Raw genomic sequence first — 22596 nt, 5'->3', positions numbered from 1 at the left:
CCGATTAGTGATGTGACCATTCAATGCTGTTCAGATCCACGCCCTGCTTGAACATTTCCCACAGTGGAGAAAGGTCGCGCAGACGGCCGATGGAGTTGCGAACCAGCTTGATGGTGTAGTCAATCTCTTCTTCGGTAGTGAAACGACCTAAAGAGAAACGGATAGAGCTGTGCGCCAGCTCGTCGGTCATGCCCAGCGCGCGCAGCACGTAGGATGGCTCCAGGCTTGCAGACGTACAGGCAGAACCGGAAGAAACGGCCAGATCTTTCAGCGCCATGATCAGCGATTCGCCTTCAACATAGTTGAAGCTGACGTTAAGGATGTTCGGTGCGCCCTGCTCGAGATCGCCGTTCAGATACACTTCTTCCATATCTTTCACGCCGTCCCACAGACGGTTACGCAGCGTGCGCAGGCGCGCCATCTCGGTTTCCATCTCTTCTTTTGCAATGCGGTACGCTTCGCCCATGCCCACGATCTGGTGAACAGGCAGCGTGCCGGAACGCATGCCGCGCTCGTGACCGCCGCCGTGCATCTGTGCTTCGATGCGGATACGCGGTTTACGACGAACGTACAGCGCGCCGATCCCTTTCGGGCCATAGATTTTGTGGCCGGAGAAGGACATCAGGTCCACTTTCAGCTGGCTCAGATCGATAGGCAGTTTGCCCACGCTCTGGGTCGCGTCAACGTGATAGATGATACCGCGCGCGCGGCACATTTCGCCGATGGTCGCGATGTCCTGAACGACGCCGATTTCGTTGTTGACGTGCATGATGGAAACCAGAATGGTGTCATCACGCATGGCCGCTTCGAGCTCTTTCAGGTCGATGATCCCGTTGCTCTGTGGCGCCAGGTAAGTCACTTCGTAACCTTCACGCTCCAGCTGGCGGCAGGTATCCAGCACGGCTTTGTGTTCGGTTTTGCTGGTGATGATGTGCTTGCCTTTTTTCTGATAAAAGTTGGCTGCACCTTTGATCGCCAGGTTGTCGGATTCGGTCGCACCGGAGGTGAATACAATCTCACGCGGGTCGGCACCCACCAGGTCTGCAATCTGATTACGGGCGATATCAACCGCCTCTTCAGCATGCCAGCCAAAACGGTGTGAACGGGAAGCTGGGTTACCAAAGTTTCCGTCCAGGGTCAGACACTGCATCATTTTCTCGGCAACACGCGGGTCCACCGGCGTGGTTGCGGAGTAATCGAGATAAATCGGTAATTTCATTGCTCTTTAAACTCCGTACATCGCTTCAATGCAAGGAATCAGGCAACCGGCTGGATGTACGACCGAGTACGCGGGGCGTGACCGCCCCGGCCTGATTCTGAAATCTTTATCGTTTTATTACGCGCGCAGTTTGACGTCGATAGCGTCCTGCGCGCGGGTGCTGCGTTGGGAATCCTGACCGTGCTGACGACCAGAGACATCCAGAACTTCCTGGTTATTGACCAGTTCACCCAGGGTGATGTTGTTCAGGAAGCCGGTGAGACGGTCGCTCAGATCGCGCCACAGCGCGTGGGTCAGGCATTTATCGCCGCCCTGGCAGCCGCCTTTACCCTGGCAACGGGTCGCGTCAACGGATTCGTCAACTGCGCTAATCACTTCACCAACTGCAATACTGCCCGCGTCTTTACCCAGCAGATAACCGCCGCCTGGGCCACGAACGCTGGAAACCAGTCCATTTTTACGCAGTCTGGAGAACAGCTGTTCCAGGTAAGAGAGGGAGATCCCTTGTCGTTCAGAAATATCAGCCAACGGAACCGGGCCCGCTTCGGAGTTGAGCGCAACGTCCAGCATCGCGGTCACGGCATAACGCCCTTTAGATGTCAGTCTCATGTCTTACTTAACCTCAAACTCGCCCCTGCCCGGGGTTTTTTATTGTAAAATGGGGGTATTGCATAGCAGGGCCAAGTCTGACATTCCTGACTAAAATGGTCAACTATTTACTTGACTGTTTTAGTCAGGTATTTAACGTTCCGTGCCTTCAAAATCCCGGTGCGGCCTGATGCCCTCACCTCAGCCCTCTCCCACGGGGAGAGGGGAAATCGACACTACTCTTTATTCTTCTGCTCAATCGACGCCAGAATCCCGCGCAGGATGTTCAGCTCCTGGCTTTCCGGGCGCGCGCGGGTAAACATGCGGCGCAGCTTGTTCATCACCTGGCCCGGGTGGCCTTCACGAATAAAGCCGGTTGAGAGCAGCGTCTGCTCCAGGTGACCGTAGAAGCGCTCAAGGTCGTCCACCAGCGGGTAGGCCGTTTCTTCTTTAGGCTCTACCTGTTTCTCCTGCGTCGCCAGCCACGCCATACGCACCTCATAGGCGATAACCTGCACCGCCATCGCCAGGTTCAGCGAGCTATATTCCGGGTTAGCCGCGATGGCGACGTGATAATGGCACTTCTGCAGCTCGTCGTTGGTCAGGCCAACGCGCTCGCGGCCAAACACCAGCGCAACCGGAGCCTGTTCCGCTTCTGAGACGCTTTTCAGGCCGCATTCGCGCGGGTCCAGCATCGGCCACGGCAGCGTGCGTGAACGCGCGCTGGTGCCAACAACGAGGCTGCAGCCGGCCAGCGCTTCGTCAAGGGTATCGACGATCTGAGCGTTGCCGATCACGTCGCTGGCACCGGCCGCCAGGGCGATAGCCTGCGAGTCAGGTTTGACCAGCGGGTTAACCAGCCACAGGTTCGTTAAGCCCATGGTTTTCATAGCGCGGGCAACGGAGCCCATGTTGCCGGTGTGCGATGTTTCGACCAGCACGATTCGAATGTTTTGCAGCATAATTTTTAATGTCTGAATTCAGCGTCTGAAGAATATTCCGGCATATTATCATAAACGGGAGACATAATCCGATCCCACTGCTATACTCTGCGCCGATTTTCCTGTTCTTTAACATCCAGTGAGAGAGACCGATGCATCCGATGCTGACCATCGCCGTGCGCGCAGCGCGCAAGGCGGGTAATGTAATTGCCAAACACTACGAAACGCCAGACTCCGTAGAAACCAGCCAGAAAGGCAGCAATGATTTCGTGACTAACGTCGATAAAGCCGCAGAAGCGATTATTATCGAAACGATCCGCAAATCTTACCCGCAGCACACCATCATCACCGAAGAAAGCGGTGAACATGAAGGTACCGATCAGGATGTTCAATGGGTTATCGATCCACTGGATGGCACCACCAACTTCGTCAAACGCCTGCCACACTTCTCTGTGTCTATCGCAGTACGCATTAAAGGCCGTACTGAAGTCGCCGTTGTTTACGATCCAATGCGTAACGAACTGTTCACCGCTACCCGCGGTCAGGGCGCACAGCTGAACGGCTACCGTCTGCGCTGCAGCAACGCACGCGATCTGGACGGCACCATTCTGGCGACCGGTTTCCCGTTCAAGGCGAAACAGCACGCGACCACCTATATGAATATCCTGGGCAAACTGTTCACCGAATGCGCGGACTTCCGCCGCACCGGTTCTGCCGCACTGGATCTGGCCTATGTAGCAACAGGCCGCGTTGACGGTTACTTCGAGCTGTCGCTGAAGCCGTGGGACTTTGCTGCGGGCGAGCTGATCGCACGTGAAGCAGGCGCCATCGTGTGTGATTTCACCGGCGGCCATAACTATATGTCTACCGGCAACGTCGTTGCGGGTAACCCACGCGTTGTTAAAGCCATGCTGGCCAACATGCGTGATGAACTGAGCGATGCGCTGAAGCGTTAATCCCGGTCATTCCCTCTCCCGTGGGAGAGGGAATCCCAACTAAAACGGCCGCAATCCTCTTCCCACCGGCATCGCGCTCATCCACATCGTCACCGCCGCAACCAGCAGAATCACCCCGCCCGCCAGCGCAAGCGTTGTCCACCCTACCTGCCGCCACAGCACCGGTGTTTTATTGCCGCTGAGTCTGACCGCAAGCTGACGGAAGCTGTGAACCAGCAGCGCTAAAGACGAAATGGTGAGAGACGTCCCTGCCGCCATCGCCAGCGCGGAAAGCATTCCCCAGCCAAACACGCCTATCACCTTGCTGAACAGCAGCACCATTATTGCCCCCGAACACGGGCGCATGCCCATCGAGAGAATAATCATCAGCCGCGCGCGCCAGTCGTCGCCGTTCTGCAACTGTTCCTGCGTGGGCAAATGCTGATGCCCGCAGCCGCAGTTTTCATCATGAACGTGAGGCGGCGTAAAGGTTTTGAATTTCGGTTTTTGCAGCAGCACGCGCAGCTTTTTCAGCGCCCGCCAGCAGAGGGTCAGCCCCAGCACGCCCACCAGCGCGTAGCTCCCCTTCTCCAGCCAGAAACTGCTCATGTGCAGCTGGCGCGCGGGAAGCTGCAACAGCGAAAGCACGACTACGACGAGCGCAATCGCCACGCTGCCCTGAAGCAGCGAGGAGGCCAGCGTCAGCCCGATACTCGATTTCAGCTTCGACGGATGGGTGGCGAGCCAGGTCGTTATCACGATTTTGCCGTGCCCCGGCCCCAGCGCGTGCAGAACGCCATAGATAAAGCTGAACGCCAGCAGGGAACCACCCGCTTTGGTCGGGTTCTCGGCCACCGCCTTCAGCAGACCGCTCATCTGCTGGTTGACCTCACGCTGCCAGACGATGCTTTTCATCATGACCTGCGGCCAGGCCTGCCAAAGCCAGAGCGAGCCGCAAACGGCCAGCAGGAGAAAAAGCGCCAGCGGCCAGAGGTGCAGCCAGCGGCGCGGTTTCCGAACCGGAGAGGAGATCACTGACATTGTAACGTCACCTCCTGCGCGAACTGTTTACCCAACTCCATGTCCTCAGGCGGTGCATCTTCCTTATCAAGCGAGACCGCAAAGTTCAGCGTCTCCTCGCTGGGTTTCGGGGTGTGAACGCCAATTTTGCAGTTTTTTTGCAGAGCGTCCGGCAATCGTACGTCGCCGTCTTTGTCATAGCGCATATCGACATAGTAGGTAGGATCAAAAGTGGAAAACGTGTAAGTTTGCCCGGCCAGCGGCTGCGGATGCGCCAGCGGGAGCACAAACGTCAGCACCGCCTGATGCCCGTCACGCGTCATCCCGTATTCCGTTGGCCGGTTCAGAAATTTAACCTTTTGCCCGTTGTGCCAGAATTCCGTGAAGTAGTGCTGGCCGAGCACGTTGGCCATCACTTCCGCCGCCAGCTTTTTCCAGATTTCATCGCCGGGCTTCGCGTTTCCCGCATCATAGAGCAGATCGGCCGAGGTGATTTCATCCATCGTCCAGCGCATCTTCAGGCCGCTCAGCTGCGTGCCGTCGGTAACCAGCTCGGTCTGGAGGTCAATAAAACTGTGAGGGTGTGCGCTGGCGGTGAAGCTGATAACCGCCAAAAATAACGCCATCGCACTTTGTTTAACTGTTTGCATCAATTCCTCACGTCAAAAATTCTGTGATGTTCCCCAGCAATCCTGAGTGAAAGGCCTGCCGGCGCGCTTTTCAGCGCTCATCCTTTAGCTATTCTTATCAAACATTCACACTGGATACCTGACAGATGATGACGACGCTTGAAATTCCATCTGTGCTTTCCAGTTCGCAGCGCCGCTGCCAGGTGCTTTTGATGCTTTACCTGCCCGATGCTGCCGTCACCGCACAGAGCATAATCGCTGCCAACGGGGTGGACGACGCGATGGCACGGCAAGATATAGCCGAGACGCGCGATGAAATCCAGCGCTATCACCGGCTGGACATCGTCACGCACCACGACGGCAGCTACCGGATTGAAGGCACAGCCCTGAATCAGCGTTTATGCCTGCTGCACTGGCTGCGCCGGGCGCTGCGGCTTTGCCCGCAGTTTGTCTCGCACCAGTTTACCCCCGCATTAAAAACCGCGCTTAAACAACACGGCATTGCGCGGCCGCTTTACGACGATGCGAACCTGCGGGCGCTGATCGGCTTCTGCTCACGCAAGCTGCAGCGCCAGTTTGAATGCCGCGACGTCCAGTTTTTACAGCTCTATCTGCAATACTGTCTTATTCAGCACCAGCTCGGGAATACGCCACAGTTTTCTCACGTTCAGCGCAGCTGGACCCAGTCGAGAGGGGAGTATTTTACGGCCCAGGAGATCGTGCGTCACTGGAGACGTCGCGTGCCGCAGGGAGCGCACGGGGATGAACAGCTGTTTCTGGCCCTGCTGTTTATGATGCTGCGCACGCCCGATCCGGTGCTCGATAAACACCAGCAGGATCAGCGCTTGCGCCGGGCCATCGTGCGCATGGTCGCCCGTTTTCGCTCGCAGACCGGGATGAACTTCAGCGATGAGCAAGGGCTGACCGATCAGCTGTATATCCATCTGGCTCAGGCGCTGGACCGCTCGCTGTTTGAAATTGGCATCGACAATAGCTTGCCGGAGGAGATCCATCGTCTCTATCCCCGGCTGTTACGCACCACAAAGGAAGCGCTGTTTGAGCTGGAAGCGGAGTTTGGGCTGCGTTTTTCTGATGAAGAGATGAGTCTTGTCGCGGTGATTTTTGGCGCATGGCTGATGCAGGAGACCGATCTGCACGAAAAACAGGTGATCCTGCTGACGGGAGACGATAAAGCCAGCGAGGATCTGATTGAACAGCAGCTTCGCGAGCTGACGCTGCTGCCGCTCAACATTCGCTATCTGACGCTGCAGGCTTTCCAGAAAGAGGGGGCACCGCGCGAAGCCGCGCTGGTTATCACCCCCTACCCTACCGTTCTGCCGCTGTTCTCGCCGCCGCTGATACATGCCGTTGAAACATTGAACGCGCAGCAGCAAGAACATATTCGCGCCATGCTGGAATCATAGCGAGGCGCGAGCGGCCACTTTCGGGCGAACAACGATGGCGGGTAAGGCGACCAGCGCCATCACCCAGAAAACCCCATGCCCCAGGTGTTGGTAGAGGAACCCCGCAAAGACCGTCATGATCGCGATACTGCCCCCCATCGCGACCGCCGAGTAGACGGCCTGCAGGCGAATAACGTCTCCGCCCTCGCGCGCTGCGATATAGCGCATAGCCGCCAGATGGCACACGGTAAAGGTGCCGCAGTGAAGAATTTGCGCCACTATCAGCCACGGCAGATCGGTCGTCCAGCCCATAATCCCCCAGCGCGCCACGCCGCACACGGCGGAAAGCAGCAGAAGGTCTCGCGCGCCAAAGCGACGGAACAGCTTCTTGCTCAGGGCAAAAATAATGACTTCGGCCACTACCCCCAGCGACCACAGATAGCCCACTGCGGAAGCAGAATATCCCGCCCCCTGCCAGTAGATGGCGCTGAAGCCATAGTACGCCGCATGCGCCCCCTGAAGCAGACAGACACACGCCAGAAAACGCCAGCTTTGTGCCACCAGGCTCCGCCAGGCGGGCCAGCCTGCGCTCTCCTGATGGCGGCTTTCCCCTTGCGGCATCACCGACGGACGCAGCAGCATACCCAGCAGCATAGAGGCAATACCGATACTCAGCAGGGCGAGAATGGCGCGGTAATCGTAAAGGCTGACCAGTTTGCCCACCAGCGCGGAGCCAATCACAAAGGCAATTGAGCCCCACAGGCGCACGCGGCCGTAGTCCATGGTGATCTGCTTTTGCCAGGTGTTCGCCAGGGCATCCGTCAGCGGTACCAGCGGTGAGAAGAACAGGTTAAAGCCGACCATCACCACCATCAGCCAGGCAAACTGGTGGCTGACCCAGAAGCAGGCAACAAAGACCAGCGTCAGCAAAGCAAGAATGCGCACGGCCTTGATCAGTAAGGAGGGATCGCTGACGCGCGGGGCAATCAGCAGGCTGCCGAGGAAACGCGCCACCAGCCCGGCCCCCAGCAGGACACCGATAGTCTCAGGAGTCAGGCCGATACCCTTGAGCCAGACGCTCCAGAAGGGCAGAAAAATACCGTAGCTAAAGAAATAGGTGAAATAACTGAGCGCCAGCCAGCGCGTGGAATGCAAGACCATGAATCCCTCCCGAAATCGAGGCCATAGTCTGGCGAGAATATAAAAATTAAGCAAGTAGATAGCCTGCTATAAATTAACGAAAAATTAACATCTTGTGCAGTCGTCTGGCTTATGGCAGGGAATGAAAATATGTATTACGTTTAAATTACTCCACTTGCAGAGGTTTTTCTGCCATGAACTCACTACGTTATTTCGATTTCGGTCAGTCACGTCACCTGCTGCTGCTGATTGGCCGCATCGCGCTTGTCGTGCTGTTTATCATCTTTGGTTATCCAAAACTGACGGGGTTTAGCGGCACCGTACAATATATGACCTCGCTGGGTACGCCGATGCCCATGCTGGCGGCCATTATTGCGGTGGTGATGGAAGTCCCTGCTGCCATCCTGATCGTGCTGGGCTTTTTCACCCGCCCGCTCGCGGTACTGTTTGTATTCTATACGCTGGGCACGGCGATTATCGGTCACCATTACTGGGATATGACCGGTGATGCGGTCGTGCCGAATATGATTAACTTCTATAAGAACGTCAGTATTGCTGGCGCCTTTATTTTGCTGGCGATTGTCGGACCTGGAGCCATTTCCCTCGACCGGCGTTAAGCCATAAAAAAAGGCCGCAAGCGCGGCCTTTTTTATTTCTGCCAGGCAGAGGAATTACGCGTATACCGGGAAGCGTGCGCAGATATCCAGAACTTTACCTTTGACGCGCTCGATAACCGCTTCGTCATTGATGTTGTCCAGAACGTCACACATCCAGCCAGCCAGCTCTTTCACTTCCGCTTCTTTGAAGCCGCGGCGAGTCACGGCCGGAGAACCGATACGGATACCGGAGGTCACGAACGGGCTCTTCGGATCGTTTGGCACGCTGTTTTTGTTCACGGTGATGTTGGCGCGGCCCAGGGCTGCGTCAGCTTCTTTACCGGTCAGGTTCTTATCAACCAGATCCAGCAGGAACAGGTGGTTTTCAGTACCGCCGGAGACCACTTTGTAGCCACGGTTCAGGAACACTTCCACCATCGCTTTAGCGTTCTTAGCAACCTGCTGCTGATAAACCTTGAACTCAGGCTCCATCGCTTCTTTCAGCGCAACGGCTTTAGCCGCGATAACGTGCATCAGCGGGCCGCCCTGCGCGCTTGGGAATACAGCGGAGTTCAGTTTTTTGTACAGCTCTTCGTCACCGCCTTTCGCCAGGATCAGGCCACCGCGTGGACCCGCCAGGGTTTTGTGGGTGGTGGTGGTCACAACGTGAGCGTGTGGAACCGGGTTCGGGTAAACGCCAGCGGCAATCAGACCCGCAACGTGCGCCATGTCGACGAACAGGTAAGCACCGATACTGTCTGCGATTTCACGCATTTTTGCCCAGTCAACGATACCGGAGTAAGCAGAGAAGCCACCGATGATCATCTTCGGTTTGTGCTCTTTAGCCTGCTTCGCCATGTCTTCGTAGTCAATTTTACCGGACTCATCAATACCGTAAGGGATGATGTTGTACAGTTTGCCGGAGAAGTTAACCGGGGAGCCGTGAGTCAGGTGGCCGCCCTGCGCCAGATTCATACCCAGAACGGTATCGCCCGGCTGCAGCAGCGCGGTATAGACCGCGAAGTTAGCCTGAGAGCCAGAGTGTGGCTGCACGTTCGCGTAGTCAGCGCCAAAGAGTTCTTTCGCACGGTCGATAGCCAGCTGCTCAACGATATCCACGTACTCGCAACCGCCGTAGTAGCGTTTGCCCGGGTAACCTTCAGCATATTTGTTAGTCAGCTGAGAACCCTGCGCCTGCATGACGCGCGGGCTGGTGTAGTTTTCGGAGGCGATCAGTTCGATGTGCTCTTCCTGACGTACTTTTTCCTGCTCCATAGCCTGCCACAGTTCGGCATCATAATCGGCAATGTTCATTTCACGCTTTAACATCCGCATCTCCTGACTCAGCTAACAAGTAAATTTTGGCCTGAAAAGGCAGTCCTGTTGGACGACGGGCAACAGTATAACTGATTAGTTCTGTGATAACAGGTCTTGACAAACGATTTTACGCAAACGTTTTCCTTCGCGCCACGCAAGGGTTTGAGGAATAAAGCTCTCGCCCTTTCCAGCGGATTTCTTTTCAGGTTTGTGATGCATATTTTTCATCTTGCAAAGAACCATTTACAACGCAGGGGTATTTTTTATAAGATGCATTTAAAATACATCATTAAAGTCACATCGGAAGGAAGCTGCCATGCTCGACGCTCAAACCATCGCTACCGTTAAAGCCACCATCCCCCTGCTGGTGGAAACCGGCCCTAAACTCACCGCCCATTTCTACGATCGCATGTTCACGCATAACCCGGAGCTCAAAGAAATTTTCAACATGAGCAACCAGCGTAACGGCGATCAGCGCGAAGCGCTTTTCAACGCCATCGCGGCCTACGCCAGCAATATTGAAAACCTGGCCGCACTGCTGCCTGCGGTGGAAAAAATCGCGCAGAAACACACCAGCTTCCAGATCCAGCCCGAGCAGTACAACATTGTGGGTAGCCACCTGCTGGCAACGCTGGACGAGATGTTCAGCCCGGGCCAGGAGGTGCTGGACGCGTGGGGGAAAGCCTACGGCGTGCTGGCAAACGTGTTTATCAACCGCGAAGCGCAGATCTACAGCAAAAACGCCAGCAAGAACGGCGGCTGGGAAGGCACACGCGCCTTCCGCATCGTTGAGAAAACGCCGCGCAGCGCGCTGATTACCAGCTTTGAATTTGAGCCGGTGGACGGACAGCCGGTTGCCGATTACCAGCCGGGCCAGTATCTGGGCGTGTGGCTGAAGCCTGAAGGTTTCCCGTATCAGGAGATCCGCCAGTATTCTCTTACCCGCAAGCCAAACGACAAAGGCTACCGCATTGCGGTGAAGCGTGAGGACGGCGGTCAGGTATCCAACTGGCTACACAACGAAGCTAACGTGGGCGACGTGGTCCATCTGGCCGCGCCGGCGGGCGATTTCTTCATGGCCGTAGAAGCGAATACACCGGTTACGCTGATCTCTGCGGGCGTCGGCCAAACGCCAATGCTGGCGATGCTAGATACGCTGGCGAAAGCCAACCACGGCGCGCAGGTCAACTGGTTCCACGCTGCGGAAAACGGCGACGTGCACGCCTTTGCGGATGAAGTGAAAACGCTTGGGGCGTTCCTGCCGCGCTTCACCGCGCATACCTGGTATCGCCTGCCGACGGATGCAGACCGCGCGGCCGCACGGTTTGACACTGAAGGCCTGATGAATTTAAGCCAGATGGAAGGGACGTTTAGCGCGCCGGACATGCAGTTCTACGTCTGCGGGCCGGTGGCGTTTATGCAGTATGCCGCGAAGCAGCTGGTGGAGCTGGGTGTGAACAAAGACAACATTCACTACGAATGTTTCGGGCCCCATAAGGTGCTGTAATGAAAAAGCCCCTCGTTCGAGGGGCTTTTTTCGCCGGGTGGTTGCACCTTACCCGGCCTACAAAACCGTTGGCATTGTTAAATCGCGGCGTCGTCTTCTTCGCCGGTACGGATACGGATCACGCGCGCCACGTCAAAGACGAAGATTTTACCGTCGCCGATTTTGCCCGTCTGCGCGGTGCGGATAATGGTATCCACGCAGGTATCGACGATATCGTCGCTGACCACGATTTCAATTTTTACTTTCGGCAGAAAGTCGACCATGTACTCTGCGCCACGGTAAAGCTCGGTGTGGCCCTTCTGACGACCAAAACCTTTCACTTCCGTCACGGTCATCCCGGTGATGCCGACTTCCGCCAGCGCTTCACGCACGTCATCCAGTTTGAAAGGTTTAATAATCGCATCAATCTTTTTCATGGTGGGTCCTTAAACTCTTGCCTGTAAGCTGCCTCGTAATCGATTGCTCACAGTATCATACGGCATTACTCTTTAAAATCGTTTGCTTCCAGCTCGTGGCGCGACAGCAGCTTGTAGAACTCGGTGCGGTTGCGTCCGGCCATGCGCGCCGCGTGGGTCACGTTGCCTTTGGTTATCTGCAATAGCTTGCGCAGATAGTTCAGCTCGAACTGATTCCGCGCTTCCGCAAACGTCGGCAGGGCCGTGTTTTCCCCTTCCAGCGCCTGCTCCACCAGCGCATCGCTGATCACCGGTGAGGAGGTCAGCGCCACGCACTGCTCAATCACGTTCACCAGCTGGCGCACGTTACCCGGCCAGCCTGCGGCCATCAGCCGCTTCATCGCGTCGGTGGAAAACGCGCGCACGAACGGTTTATGGCGATCGGCCGCCTGGCGCAAAAGATGGTTCGCCAGCAGCGGAATGTCTTCCGCGCGCTCCGCCAGCGCCGGGATCTTCAGATTCACCACGTTCAGACGGTAGTAGAGATCTTCGCGAAACTCGTTGCGCGCCATCACTTTTGGCAAGTCGCGGTGGGTGGCGGAAATAATGCGCACATTAATATCGATATCGCGGTTGCTGCCCAGCGGGCGAACTTTTCGCTCCTGCAACACGCGCAGCAGTTTGACCTGCAGCGGTGCGGGCATGTCGCCAATCTCGTCCAGGAACAGCGTGCCGCCTTCCGCGGCCTGGAACAGCCCTTCCCGGCTGCTCACCGCGCCGGTGAATGCGCCGCGGGCGTGTCCAAACAGTTCAGATTCGAGCAGCTGTTCCGGAAGCGCGCCGCAGTTAATGGCGATAAAGGCGTTTTTACTGCGCGGGCTGGCGTTATGGATCGCCTGGGCCAGGATCTCTTTCCCGGTTCCGCTCTGGCCGTTGATGAGCACGCTGACGTCGGACTGCGCCACCATCCGGGCCTGTTCAAGCAGACGCAGCATAATCGGGCTGCGGGTGACGATGGACTCCCGCCACGCTTCATCCCCCGCCGGGGCGGCATGTTCCAGCGCGCTGTCGATAGCCTTATACAGCGCGTCTTTGTCCACCGGCTTGGTCAGGAAGCTGAAGACCCCCTGCTGCGTCGCGGCAACCGCATCCGGGATCGACCCGTGCGCCGTCAGGATAATCACGGGCATACCCGGCTGCTGCTTCTGGATCTCCGCGAACAGCTGCAGGCCATCCATTTCGTCCATCCGCAGGTCGCTTATCACCAGATCGATTTTCTCGCGGCTGAGGATTTTTAGCCCTTCCAGCCCGCTTTCAGCGGTCACGACGCTGTAGCCTTCGCTCACCAGACGCATCCCCAGCAGCTTTAACAGCCCGGGATCGTCATCCACCAGTAAAAGATGGGCAGGTTTACGGCTCGTCATGCTTCACATCCTCTTGTTTCGGCGTATCGCTGTCCGGTGCAGCGGATGAGCTCCCCGGCTGATATTTACGCGACGAGAGCTGCCTTTCGATATCGGTCAGGTTTTCCAGCTTACGCGTCGTGGTATCCAGCTGCGTACGTAAATGTTGCTGCTGTTGACGCAGCGTATCAAGCTCGCTGTCGGTTGACTGCTGCAGCTTGCTGTAGCGGGAGCGCTCTTCAGACAGCTGAAGCTGTAATGTCTGCCCATCGCGCCAGAGCTGGTATACCGGGCGTACCTGCACGGGAAGATTGACCACGTACGTGTCCAGTCGGGTCACATTGACGCGACGTTCAACGGGGGTAATTTTCGCATCTGCGAGTAAAATCCCGCGCTTGAAAGCGTCCTGCCAGGTGTCGTCATCCAGCATCGCCGCCTTCGAGCGGGCGTCTACCGGCGCCAGACGCTGGGCGCAATCTATCCCACGCAGCCAGAACAGCGGGTTGCTTTCAACGTCATGTCCTGACAGGTTCCAGATGTCGTCACAGCGGGTTGAGAGGAAGTCTGCCAGCTGGTTATCGGGCCATTTATCTTCCTGTTTATCGCTAATGGCACTTTGTGGCGCATGGGAAACACACCCTGCCAGAAATAAACAGGGCAGGCTCAGGCGAAGCGTTTTGCTGGAAAACACCGCACGTACGGCGCGGAAAAAGACGTGTGACATACTCACCAGACATAGATTCATTTTATTGATTTTTCCGGCTCACGGGCAGTTCGATACGGAAGCAAACATCTGAACGTTCGTCCGCGGCAATGTTTAGCTCACCCTGCATGCGTCGTATGCAGTCCCGGGCGATGCTCAAGCCCAGACCGCTTCCTTTAACCGCGCCTTTCCGCTGATGACTTCCCTGGAAAAAGGGTTCGAAGATCATGGTTTTTTCGTCATCGGGGATCGGGGTGCCGGTGTTTGCGACGTCAATAAACACCCGTGAACCATTCGTATTACTTCGGATATAAATGTTACCGGATTCAGTACCATAGTGCACCGCATTGGAGTAAAGATTATCCAGAACGCTCATCAGCAGCATGGGTTCAGCCAGGCACGCAGGCGCATTCAGCTCGACGCCGGTATGCATCATTTTAGCTCTTGCTGGCAAGCTGTGGGCGGAGATCACCATATCCACCAGCGGCTCAATCTCAACGTTTTCCAGTACAACCGCCCCGTCAGCCAGCTTGCGGTTGTAATCCAGCAGTTGCTCAATCAGCTTTTGCAGATTGCGGCTGCTGTTATCCAGGATCTCGACAATTTCTTTCTGTTCTGGCGTAAGGGGCCCGGCCACTTCGTCCGCCAGCAGCTCCGTCCCTTCGCGCATGCTGGCCAGCGGCGTTTTAAGCTCATGAGAGATATGGCGCAGGAACTGATGGCGCTGTGATTCGAGCCACGCCAGGCGCTCGGACAGCCAGATAATGCGCTGGCCTACGGATCGCAGCTCGCGGGGACCTTTAAAGGCGACCGTATCCCCGAGCGATTTCCCCTCCCCCAGGCGGTTGATCATACGCTGGATACCCTTTACCGGGCCGATGATCATGCGGGTAAAGAGCAGTACCAGCCCGAGGCTCACCAGGAACAGCACCAGCGCCTGCCAGCCGAAAAACTGGCCACGCTCGGCAATCTCCTGCTGGAGCTGCTGGCCGCGAGAGAAAATCACCGCGCGCGTAGACTGCACCATCTCGGTATTGGCGCTGGCAAAAGCTTCGAGGCGCGCGGCGGCAACGGCATCCGGGCCGCTGTTGCTGCACTGCAGTTGCGCGAGATCGTTTAAATCCTGACGCAACGCCTGATAGAGCTTGTCATCAGGTAAGACCCCCGCGTGAGCGTCCAGCATTTCGCTGTAGCGTTTACGCTGGCTCTGATAAACCTTTTCCAGCGTCCGATCGTCAAGCACGCAATACTGACGATAGCTGCGCTCCATCTCCAGCGCGGCGTTGGTCATCGCTTCACTGCGTCTGGCGTCGATGAGCGTCGTACGGTTGGTCAAAGCCGCCTGCGCGCTCAGCGCGTTCAGGCTTTGCCACGCCTGCCAGGCAAGGATCAGCAGCGGCAGCAGGATCAGCAGGAAGGCCATCATGACGAGCTGCCGCAGGGAGCGGGGGAAAACGGGCCAGCGTTTCAACGCATTACTCTCTTAATGGGGGTTTACGCAGAGCGTAACTGAGTCTGCCCTTCAGATACAACAAAGCCGGGTAAAAACCCGGCTTTGTCATGGAATGAGGCGGTGCCTAACTCGACGTTTCGCCCTGGCCTGATAAAGCATCGCTATGATCAGTAGTTGGACGGCAGGCACCTTTTTGTGCGTCATTCGAAGTTTATGTAGCGCGTCCCGAAGGGGCTGACATAAGAAGGTGAATGAGCCACTGGTTAATATTATGCAACACCCGTGCCAGAATGCAAAACAAAATATTAACAGTTTGAAATATATGATTTTTACTCGTTTATCACGTTAATTATCGGTTGAATGATTTTCAGGCTAAGTGTCGCTATTCAGCAACACCTTAAGGGGAACCTTACCTGACATATATAAATCAAAGAGTTAAGTGTCTCCATTTGGAGACAGCTATATTGCGGGTCTGTCGCGTAATTGCGACACAAACAAAAAAGCCCGGTCGAGCTTTCGCTTACCGGGCCTGGAAGGGGGTGGGGCTAAAACTTAACCCAGCTGCTTACGCGCGTTGCGGAAGATACGCATCCACGGGCTGTCCTCGCCCCAGTTTTCCGGGTGCCAGGAGTTGCTCACGGTACGGAATACGCGTTCCGGGTGCGGCATCATGATGGTCGCGCGACCGCTTTCGCTGGTCACTGCCGTAATACCGTTGGCGGAGCCGTTCGGGTTAGCCGGATAGGTTTCCGTCACCTTGCCGAAGTTATCGACAAAGCGCAGCGCTACCAGGCCTTTGCTCTCCAGCTGAGCCAGATGCGCAGCGTCGCGCACTTCTACCTGACCTTCGCCGTGGGAAACGGCGATTGGCATCTGTGAACCGACCATCCCCTGCAGCAGCAGAGACGGGCTTTGGGTCACTTCCACCAGGCTGAAGCGCGCCTCGAAGCGGTCAGACTGGTTGCGCACAAAGCGCGGCCAGGCTTCGCTGCCCGGGATCAGCTCGCGCAGGTTAGACATCATCTGGCAGCCGTTACACACGCCCAGCGCCAGGGTCTGCGGACGGTGGAAGAAGGTTTCGAACTCGTCGCGCACGCGGCTGTTGAACAGGATGGACTTCGCCCAGCCTTCGCCCGCGCCCAGCACGTCACCGTAGGAGAAGCCGCCGCACGCCACCAGCGCCTGGAAATCTTCCAGACCGGTACGCCCGGCCAGCAGGTCGCTCATGTGGACGTCGATAGCGTCAAAGCCCGCGCGGTGGAAGGCAGCTGCCATCTCAACGTGGGAGTTGACGCCCTGCTCGCGCAGCACGGCCACTTTTGGACGCGCGCCCGTCGCTATGTACGGCGCGGCGATGTCTTCGTTGATGTCGAAGGAGAGCTTCACGTTCAGGCCTGGATCCTGGTCATTCGCTTTCGCGTTATGCTCCTGATCGGCACATTCCGGGTTATCACGCAGGCGCTGCATCTGCCAGGTGGTTTCCGCCCACCACATGCGCAGCGTGGTGCGGCTTTCGCTGAACACCGCGTGACCGTCTGCTTCAATAACGAAGCGGTCGCCCTGAACGGCTTTGCCCAGATAGTGCACGCAGTCTGCCAGACCATGCTTCGCCAGAATCGCTTCAACCGCGTCGCGATCTGCCGCACGCACCTGAATCACGGCGCCCAGCTCTTCGTTGAACAGCGCCGCCAGACGGTCTTCGCCCAGCGTCGCAATGTTCGCTTCCACGCCGCAGTGGCCGGTGAAGGCCATCTCTGCCAGGGTCACCAGCAGGCCACCGTCGGAACGGTCGTGGTAGGCCAGCAGCTTACGCTGCGCCACCAGCGCCTGAATCGCGTCGTAGAAGCCTTTCAGCTGCGCCACGTCGCGCACGTCGGCTGGCTTATCGCCGAGCTGGCGGTAAACCTGCGCCAGCGCGGTAGCACCCAGCGCGTTGTGGCCTTTGCCCAGGTCAATCAGCAGCAGGGCGTTGTCTTCGGTCGCAAGCTGCGGCGTAACGGTGTGACGCACGTCTTCCACGCGGGCAAACGCGGTGATCACCAGCGACAGCGGAGAGGTCATCTCGCGCTGTTCGTTGCCTTCCTGCCAGCGGGTTTTCATCGACATGGAGTCTTTGCCCACCGGAATGGTCAGGCCGAGGGCAGGACACAGCTCCTCGCCCACCGCTTTCACGGCTTCATACAGGCCAGCATCTTCGCCAGGGTGGCCGGCAGCGGCCATCCAGTTGGCGGAGAGCTTGATACGTTTGATATCGCCAATCTGCGTCGCGGCGATGTTGGTCAGCGCTTCACCGACCGCCAGACGGGCAGAGGCCGCGAAGTCCAGCAGCGCCACCGGGGTGCGTTCGCCGAGAGCCATCGCTTCGCCGTAGTAGCTGTCGAGGCTCGCGGTGGTCACGGCGCAGTTCGCGACCGGGATTTGCCACGGGCCGACCATCTGATCGCGCGATACCATACCGGTCACGGTGCGATCGCCGATGGTCACCAAGAAGGTTTTCTCTGCCACAGCAGGCAGGTGCAGCACGCGGTTTACCGCTTCTGCCACGGTGATGCCCTGGCGATCCAGCGCTTTGCCCGCCGCTTTGCGGGTGGTTACGTCGCGGGTCATCTTCGGCGTTTTACCGAGCAGCACGTCCAGCGGCAGATCGATCGGCTGGTTGTCAAAGTGGGTGTCGCTTAAGGAAAGGTGCTGCTCTTCGGTCGCTTCACCGATGACGGCATACGGCGCGCGCTCGCGGCGGCACAGCTCGTCAAAAAGCGGCAGCTGATCCGCAGCAACCGCCAGCACGTAGCGCTCCTGGGATTCGTTACACCAGATTTCCAGCGGGCTCATGCCCGGCTCATCGCTCAGGATGTCGCGCAGGTTGAAGCGCCCGCCGCGGCCACCGTCGCTCACCAGCTCCGGCATGGCGTTGGACAGGCCGCCCGCGCCCACGTCGTGGATGAAGAGGATCGGGTTGGCGTCGCCCAGCTGCCAGCAGCGGTCGATCACTTCCTGGCAGCGGCGCTCCATCTCAGGGTTGTCGCGCTGCACGGAGGCGAAATCGAGATCCGCATCAGACTGGCCGGAGGCCATAGAAGAGGCCGCGCCGCCGCCCAGACCGATGTTCATCGCCGGGCCGCCCAGTACGATCAGCTTCGCGCCGACGACGATCTCACCTTTCTGCACGTGATCGGCACGGATGTTGCCGATCCCGCCCGCCAGCATGATCGGCTTGTGGTAGCCGCGCAGCTCTTCGCCGTTGTGGCTGTCCACTTTCTCTTCATAGGTACGGAAGTAACCGTTCAGCGCCGGACGACCAAATTCGTTGTTAAACGCCGCGCCGCCCAGCGGGCCTTCGGTCATGATATCCAGGGCGGTCACGATGCGCTCTGGCTTGCCGAAATCCTCTTCCCACGGCTGTTCAAAGCCCGGGATACGCAGGTTAGAGACAGAGAAACCGACCAGACCCGCTTTAGGTTTAGCGCCACGACCGGTCGCGCCTTCATCACGGATTTCGCCGCCGGAGCCTGTCGCCGCACCCGGCCACGGGGAGATCGCCGTCGGGTGGTTGTGGGTTTCCACTTTCATCAGGATATGCGCGGGCTCCTGATGGAAGTCATAGCGCCCTGCTTCGCGATCGGCGAAGAAGCGGCCCACCTCGGAACCTTCCATTACCGCGGCGTTGTCTTTATAGGCAGACAGCACGTGGTCAGGGGTTTGCTCCATGGTGTTTTTGATCATTTTGAACAGCGACTTCGGCTGCTGTTCGCCGTCAATAATCCAGTCGGCGTTGAAAATCTTGTGGCGGCAGTGCTCAGAGTTAGCCTGCGCGAACATGTAAAGTTCGATGTCGTTCGGGTTACGGTTGAGCTTAACAAACGCATCCTGCAGGTAGTCGATTTCGTCTTCTGCCAGCGCCAGGCCGAGACGCAGGTTGGCGTCAATCAGCGCCTGACGGCCCTGCCCCAGCAGGTCTACGCTCTGTACCGGCGCAGGCTGATGGTGAGAGAAAAGCTTCTGCGCGTCATCGAGAGAGGCAAAAACGCTCTCCATCATGCGATCGTGCAGTTCAGCCGCAACCGCCTGCCACTGCGCGTCGCTCAGGGTAGAGGCTTCCACGTAGTACGCCACGCCGCGTTCCAGACGGTTAATCTGGCTCAGGCCACAGTTGTGGGCGATGTCGGTGGCTTTGGAAGACCAGGGGGAGATGGTGCCCGGACGAGGCGTAGCAAGGATCAGTTTGCCGGTTGGCGTATGGCTGCTCAGGCTTGGACCATACTTGAGCAGGCGTTCCAGCTGTACGCGCTCCTCTGCATTGAGGGGGGCATTCAGGTCAGCAAAATGGACATACTCAGCGTAAATATTGCTTACCGGAAGGTCGGCCGCCTGAAAACGTGCCAGCAGTTTAGTGATACGGAAGGCAGACAGTGCAGGCGAACCACGCAGAATTTCCATCATAAGTCTCTCGTCTTCGAAGCGCCGGGGCGCTTACAGTGTGCGCAAGGGGGGAAAACGGGCGTCATTATAGAGAATCCTGAGCGCCGACGAAACCGTTTGCGTCGAAATAAAATTTGCACAGAGATTTAACAATAGATGTGACCTGTCTCTCTAATTGGTTGCCAAGTGGCGCAAGTTTACGCAAAATGCCGCTCATTCAATGGCAAACCTTATGATTAACATGGCTACAGCAGACTGAGGCAACCGGCGTCGCAGAGAATTAACTAATTGAAAAAATTAAAGATTAATTATCTGCTCATCGGCATTGTAACGTTGCTGCTGGCAGTGGCCCTCTGGCCTTCCATCCCCTGGTTCGGCAAAGCCGAAAACCGTATCGCCGCCATTCAGGAGCGGGGGGAATTGCGCGTCAGTACCCTCAACTCGCCGCTGATTTACAGCGACGTCAACGGCAAAATCATTGGCCTGGATTATGAACTGGCACAACAGTTCGCCGATTATCTTGGCGTGAAGCTTAAAATCACCGTCCGCCAGAATATCAACCAGCTGTTTGACGACCTCGATAACGACGATGCCGATATGCTCGCCGCCGGGCTGGTGTATAACAGCGAGCGCAGTAAGAACTACCAGCCAGGCCCGACCTACTACTCCGTTTCGCAGCAGCTGGTTTACCGCGTCGGGAGCCTGCGCCCGCGCTCGCTGTCCACGATTAACGATCGGCAGCTGACGATTGCGCCCGGCCACGTGGTGATTGACGATCTGCGTGAGCTCAAGGAGAAGAAATATCCCGACCTGAGCTGGACGGTGGATCCAAAACTCGGCACGATGGAGCTGCTGGAGCAGGTAAAAGATCAGAAGGTGCCCTACACCATCGCCGATTCGGTCGCGATCAGCCTGTTCCAGCGGGTGCATCCTGAAATCGCCGTGGCGCTGGACGTCACCGACGAGCAGCCCGTGACCTGGTTTAGCCAGCTTGATGACGACCAGACCTTCTCTGCCGCGATGCTTGATTTCTTCAACACCATCAATGAAGACGGTACCCTGGCGCGTCTGGAGGAAAAGTACCTCGGGCACGGCGATGACTTTGACTACGTTGACACCCGCAGCTTCCTGCGCGCGGTAGACAGCGTCCTGCCGGACCTGCAGCCGCTGTTCGAAAAATACGCCCAGGAGATTGACTGGAAGCTGCTGGCGGCTATTTCGTATCAGGAATCCCACTGGGACACCCAGGCCACGTCGCCCACGGGCGTACGCGGTTTGATGATGTTAACCAAAAATACCGCGCTGAGCCTGGGCGTGAACGATCGTACCGATGCCGAACAGAGCATCAGCGGCGGCGCGCGCTATCTGCAGGATATGATGGCCAAAGTACCGGAAACGGTGCCGGAAGAAGAGCGGATCTGGTTTGCGCTGGCGGCCTACAATATGGGCTACGCGCATATGCTTGATGCGCGAGCGTTGACGGCCAAAACGAAAGGTAACCCGGACAGCTGGTCAGACGTTAAGCAGCGCCTGCCGCTGCTGAGCCAGAAGCCATGGTATAACAAGCTGACATACGGCTACGCGCGCGGACATGAAGCCTACGCCTACGTGGAAAATATCCGTAAATATCAGATTAGCCTGGTCGGGTATCTGCTGGAGAAAGAGAAAGAGGCGACGGAGGCCAAACAGCTGGCTCAAAGCTACCCGGTCGTGGCGCCGGACGAGCTTAATCGTCCGACGGCTTCAATTCTGCCTTTTGCTGCTTTTTCTGCTGACGGCGCATTCGAAAGAAATCGCTTAATAGCCCCGAACACTCTGGTGCAAGCACCCCACCGATAGTCTTCACCTGGTGGTTCATACCCGGGTGACCCAGCACGTCCATCAGCGAACCGGCCGCACCGGTTTTTTCATCCCGCGCCCCGAAAACCAACGTCCCGATCCGGCTGTGCACCATCGCGCCGGAGCACATCACGCACGGCTCCAGCGTCACATACAGCGTGGTATCAAGCAGACGATAGTTTTGCAGCACCAGACCGCCCTGGCGAAGCGCCATAATTTCGGCATGCGCAGTAGGATCGTGGCGACCAATAGGCCGGTTCCACCCTTCGCCAATCACCTGATTGTTATGAACCAGCACCGCGCCCACGGGCACTTCGCCCTCGTCCCAGGCGCGTTGAGCCAGCGTCAGCGCGTGGCGCATCCAGTATTCATGATTGTGTTCAGGGTTGGACAAAGGCTGATACTCCAGTCGAAAAGCGGGCAGCATTATACACGCCCATTATGGATAAGCCTATTCGAGTTGCTGAAGTTCGCCTGATGGCGTGACGCGCCAGCGGTGCTGGCAAAAATAGAGCAGCGGGTTGTCCTGCTTGCTGTCGCTGTAGCCGCTGTACAGGCGCAGCGGCGTACCGATGCGTTTTTCCAGCTGGACCACTTTTTCATGCCCCAGGCAGCGCAGGGTCAGCACCCAGCCGCCGTAACCGCGGGCAATTTGCGTGGCGATAAGATTCACGCGCGGAAGCCAGGGGGTATCAAAATAAACCTGCTCCACCAGCGTCTGCGGGGAGCCGGTAATGAGCCAGATGTCGGCATCATTCGCGTCGAGATAGCTGGTCAGGCGCGCCTGCACCACCGGAAAGGCGGCGACGTGGCTGCGAAACCAGTGCGCAAAATCCTTTTCGAGCTGCTTAAGCCGCGCTTCGCTGTGCCCAAAGGTACATCCCCACAGCAGCAGACTCATCGGCCATCGCGCCGCCCGGCCTTTCACCAGCAGCGCGATCCCGATAACCGGTAAGAGCGGCAGCACGAGCAGCGCATTCAAAGGCTGACGCCGCAGCAGGTAACGCATAAACGTGCCAAACATATCCTGCTGATGCAGCGTTCCATCCAGGTCGAAAAAGACAACGCGACGCGCGTGATTTGCCAAAC

At 57.4% G+C, this 22596-nt stretch carries 19 protein-coding genes; 5 read left to right on the top strand and 14 right to left on the bottom strand.

Translation table 11 applies throughout. The features are described from left to right. Positions 1-4: 4 nt before the first annotated feature. From iscS to trmJ, 3 genes are all read right to left on the bottom strand, one after another. A complete protein-coding gene (iscS, locus tag AC27FC_RS16070; protein ID WP_008502157.1) occupies positions 5-1219 on the bottom strand; it encodes a cysteine desulfurase in 1215 nt (404 codons plus the stop codon). Positions 1220-1336: 117 nt separating this feature from the next. Beyond that, positions 1337-1828 (bottom strand): Fe-S cluster assembly transcriptional regulator IscR, encoded by a 492-nt coding sequence (iscR, locus tag AC27FC_RS16065; protein WP_023308826.1) that lies wholly within the window; start codon positions 1826-1828, stop codon positions 1337-1339. A gap of 215 nt (positions 1829-2043) precedes the next feature. Beyond that, a complete protein-coding gene (gene trmJ / locus AC27FC_RS16060; protein WP_033146224.1) occupies positions 2044-2769 on the bottom strand; it encodes a tRNA (cytosine(32)/uridine(32)-2'-O)-methyltransferase TrmJ in 726 nt (241 codons plus the stop codon). 131 nt (positions 2770-2900) lie between these two features. Between trmJ and suhB the strand changes: the two genes are divergently transcribed. Continuing rightward, positions 2901-3704: an inositol-1-monophosphatase gene (gene suhB, locus AC27FC_RS16055; RefSeq protein WP_023308828.1), complete on the top strand. Its 804-nt coding sequence runs from the start codon at positions 2901-2903 to the stop codon at positions 3702-3704. 39 nt (positions 3705-3743) lie between these two features. Here the strand turns inward: suhB and AC27FC_RS16050 are convergent, their stop codons facing one another. Further along, positions 3744-4724: a nickel/cobalt transporter gene (locus tag AC27FC_RS16050; protein WP_094934612.1), complete on the bottom strand. Its 981-nt coding sequence runs from the start codon at positions 4722-4724 to the stop codon at positions 3744-3746. Continuing rightward, complete coding sequence (locus tag AC27FC_RS16045; protein ID WP_033146226.1) at positions 4715-5353, bottom strand: DUF1007 family protein; 639 nt, start codon at positions 5351-5353, stop codon at positions 4715-4717. The genes AC27FC_RS16050 and AC27FC_RS16045 overlap by 10 nt, the downstream gene beginning before the upstream one ends. Positions 5354-5478: 125 nt before the next feature. Between AC27FC_RS16045 and csiE the strand changes: the two genes are divergently transcribed. Continuing rightward, on the top strand, positions 5479-6756 hold the full coding sequence (gene csiE / locus AC27FC_RS16040) for a stationary phase inducible protein CsiE (RefSeq protein ID WP_047173875.1): 1278 nt from the start codon (positions 5479-5481) through the stop codon (positions 6754-6756). Here the strand turns inward: csiE and AC27FC_RS16035 are convergent. After that, complete coding sequence (locus AC27FC_RS16035) at positions 6751-7896, bottom strand: 3-phenylpropionate MFS transporter (protein ID WP_008502163.1); 1146 nt, start codon at positions 7894-7896, stop codon at positions 6751-6753. The two genes, csiE and AC27FC_RS16035, sit on opposite strands and share 6 nt — an antisense overlap. A gap of 173 nt (positions 7897-8069) precedes the next feature. Between AC27FC_RS16035 and AC27FC_RS16030 the strand changes: the two genes are divergently transcribed. Continuing rightward, on the top strand, positions 8070-8492 hold the full coding sequence (locus AC27FC_RS16030; protein WP_029741147.1) for a DoxX family protein: 423 nt from the start codon (positions 8070-8072) through the stop codon (positions 8490-8492). Between the two features lie 54 nt (positions 8493-8546). On the opposite strand, the gene glyA is transcribed toward AC27FC_RS16030, so the two are convergent. Continuing rightward, positions 8547-9800, bottom strand: a complete 1254-nt coding sequence (glyA, locus tag AC27FC_RS16025; protein ID WP_008502165.1) for a serine hydroxymethyltransferase — start codon at positions 9798-9800, stop codon at positions 8547-8549. A gap of 304 nt (positions 9801-10104) precedes the next feature. On the opposite strand from glyA, the gene hmpA reads away from it, so the two are divergent. Next, positions 10105-11295, top strand: a complete 1191-nt coding sequence (gene hmpA, locus AC27FC_RS16020) for an NO-inducible flavohemoprotein (RefSeq protein ID WP_196354976.1) — start codon at positions 10105-10107, stop codon at positions 11293-11295. 77 nt (positions 11296-11372) lie between these two features. Here hmpA and glnB read toward each other — a convergent pair whose 3' ends face one another. The 5 genes from glnB to purL all read right to left on the bottom strand — a co-directional run bounded on the left by glnB (position 11373) and on the right by purL (position 19689). After that, positions 11373-11711 carry a nitrogen regulatory protein P-II gene (gene glnB / locus AC27FC_RS16015; RefSeq protein ID WP_003860685.1) on the bottom strand — a complete coding sequence of 113 codons (339 nt, stop codon included), beginning with the start codon at positions 11709-11711 and terminating at the stop codon, positions 11373-11375. A 65-nt stretch (positions 11712-11776) separates the two neighbouring features. Next, the gene (gene glrR / locus AC27FC_RS16010; protein WP_023308835.1) at positions 11777-13114 is read right to left on the bottom strand and encodes a two-component system response regulator GlrR; all 1338 of its coding nucleotides are present in this window, start codon (positions 13112-13114) and stop codon (positions 11777-11779) included. Then, positions 13101-13838, bottom strand: coding sequence for a two-component system QseEF-associated lipoprotein QseG (qseG, locus tag AC27FC_RS16005; protein ID WP_033146230.1), 738 nt, complete (start codon positions 13836-13838; stop codon positions 13101-13103). The genes glrR and qseG overlap by 14 nt, the downstream gene beginning before the upstream one ends. A gap of 1 nt (position 13839) precedes the next feature. Next, a complete protein-coding gene (gene qseE / locus AC27FC_RS16000; protein WP_033146231.1) occupies positions 13840-15267 on the bottom strand; it encodes a two component system sensor histidine kinase QseE/GlrK in 1428 nt (475 codons plus the stop codon). A 534-nt stretch (positions 15268-15801) separates the two neighbouring features. Further along, the gene (purL, locus tag AC27FC_RS15995) at positions 15802-19689 is read right to left on the bottom strand and encodes a phosphoribosylformylglycinamidine synthase (RefSeq protein WP_143346597.1); all 3888 of its coding nucleotides are present in this window, start codon (positions 19687-19689) and stop codon (positions 15802-15804) included. Between the two features lie 267 nt (positions 19690-19956). On the opposite strand from purL, the gene mltF reads away from it, so the two are divergent. Continuing rightward, positions 19957-21507 (top strand): membrane-bound lytic murein transglycosylase MltF, encoded by a 1551-nt coding sequence (gene mltF / locus AC27FC_RS15990; RefSeq protein WP_487160241.1) that lies wholly within the window; start codon positions 19957-19959, stop codon positions 21505-21507. Here mltF and tadA read toward each other — a convergent pair. Together tadA and yfhb are read right to left on the bottom strand one after the other, a co-directional pair. Beyond that, positions 21395-21934 carry a tRNA adenosine(34) deaminase TadA gene (gene tadA / locus AC27FC_RS15985; protein ID WP_196354978.1) on the bottom strand — a complete coding sequence of 180 codons (540 nt, stop codon included), beginning with the start codon at positions 21932-21934 and terminating at the stop codon, positions 21395-21397. The two genes, mltF and tadA, sit on opposite strands and share 113 nt — an antisense overlap. A gap of 24 nt (positions 21935-21958) precedes the next feature. Beyond that, complete coding sequence (gene yfhb / locus AC27FC_RS15980; protein WP_033146235.1) at positions 21959-22594, bottom strand: phosphatidylglycerophosphatase C; 636 nt, start codon at positions 22592-22594, stop codon at positions 21959-21961. Between the last annotated feature and the right edge of the window lie 2 nt (positions 22595-22596).

This window comes from Enterobacter sp. C3_dUdeg (assembly GCF_057536195.1).
Note: the sequence above shows the minus strand (reverse complement) of the source record. Positions and strands in the feature narration are given on the sequence as shown.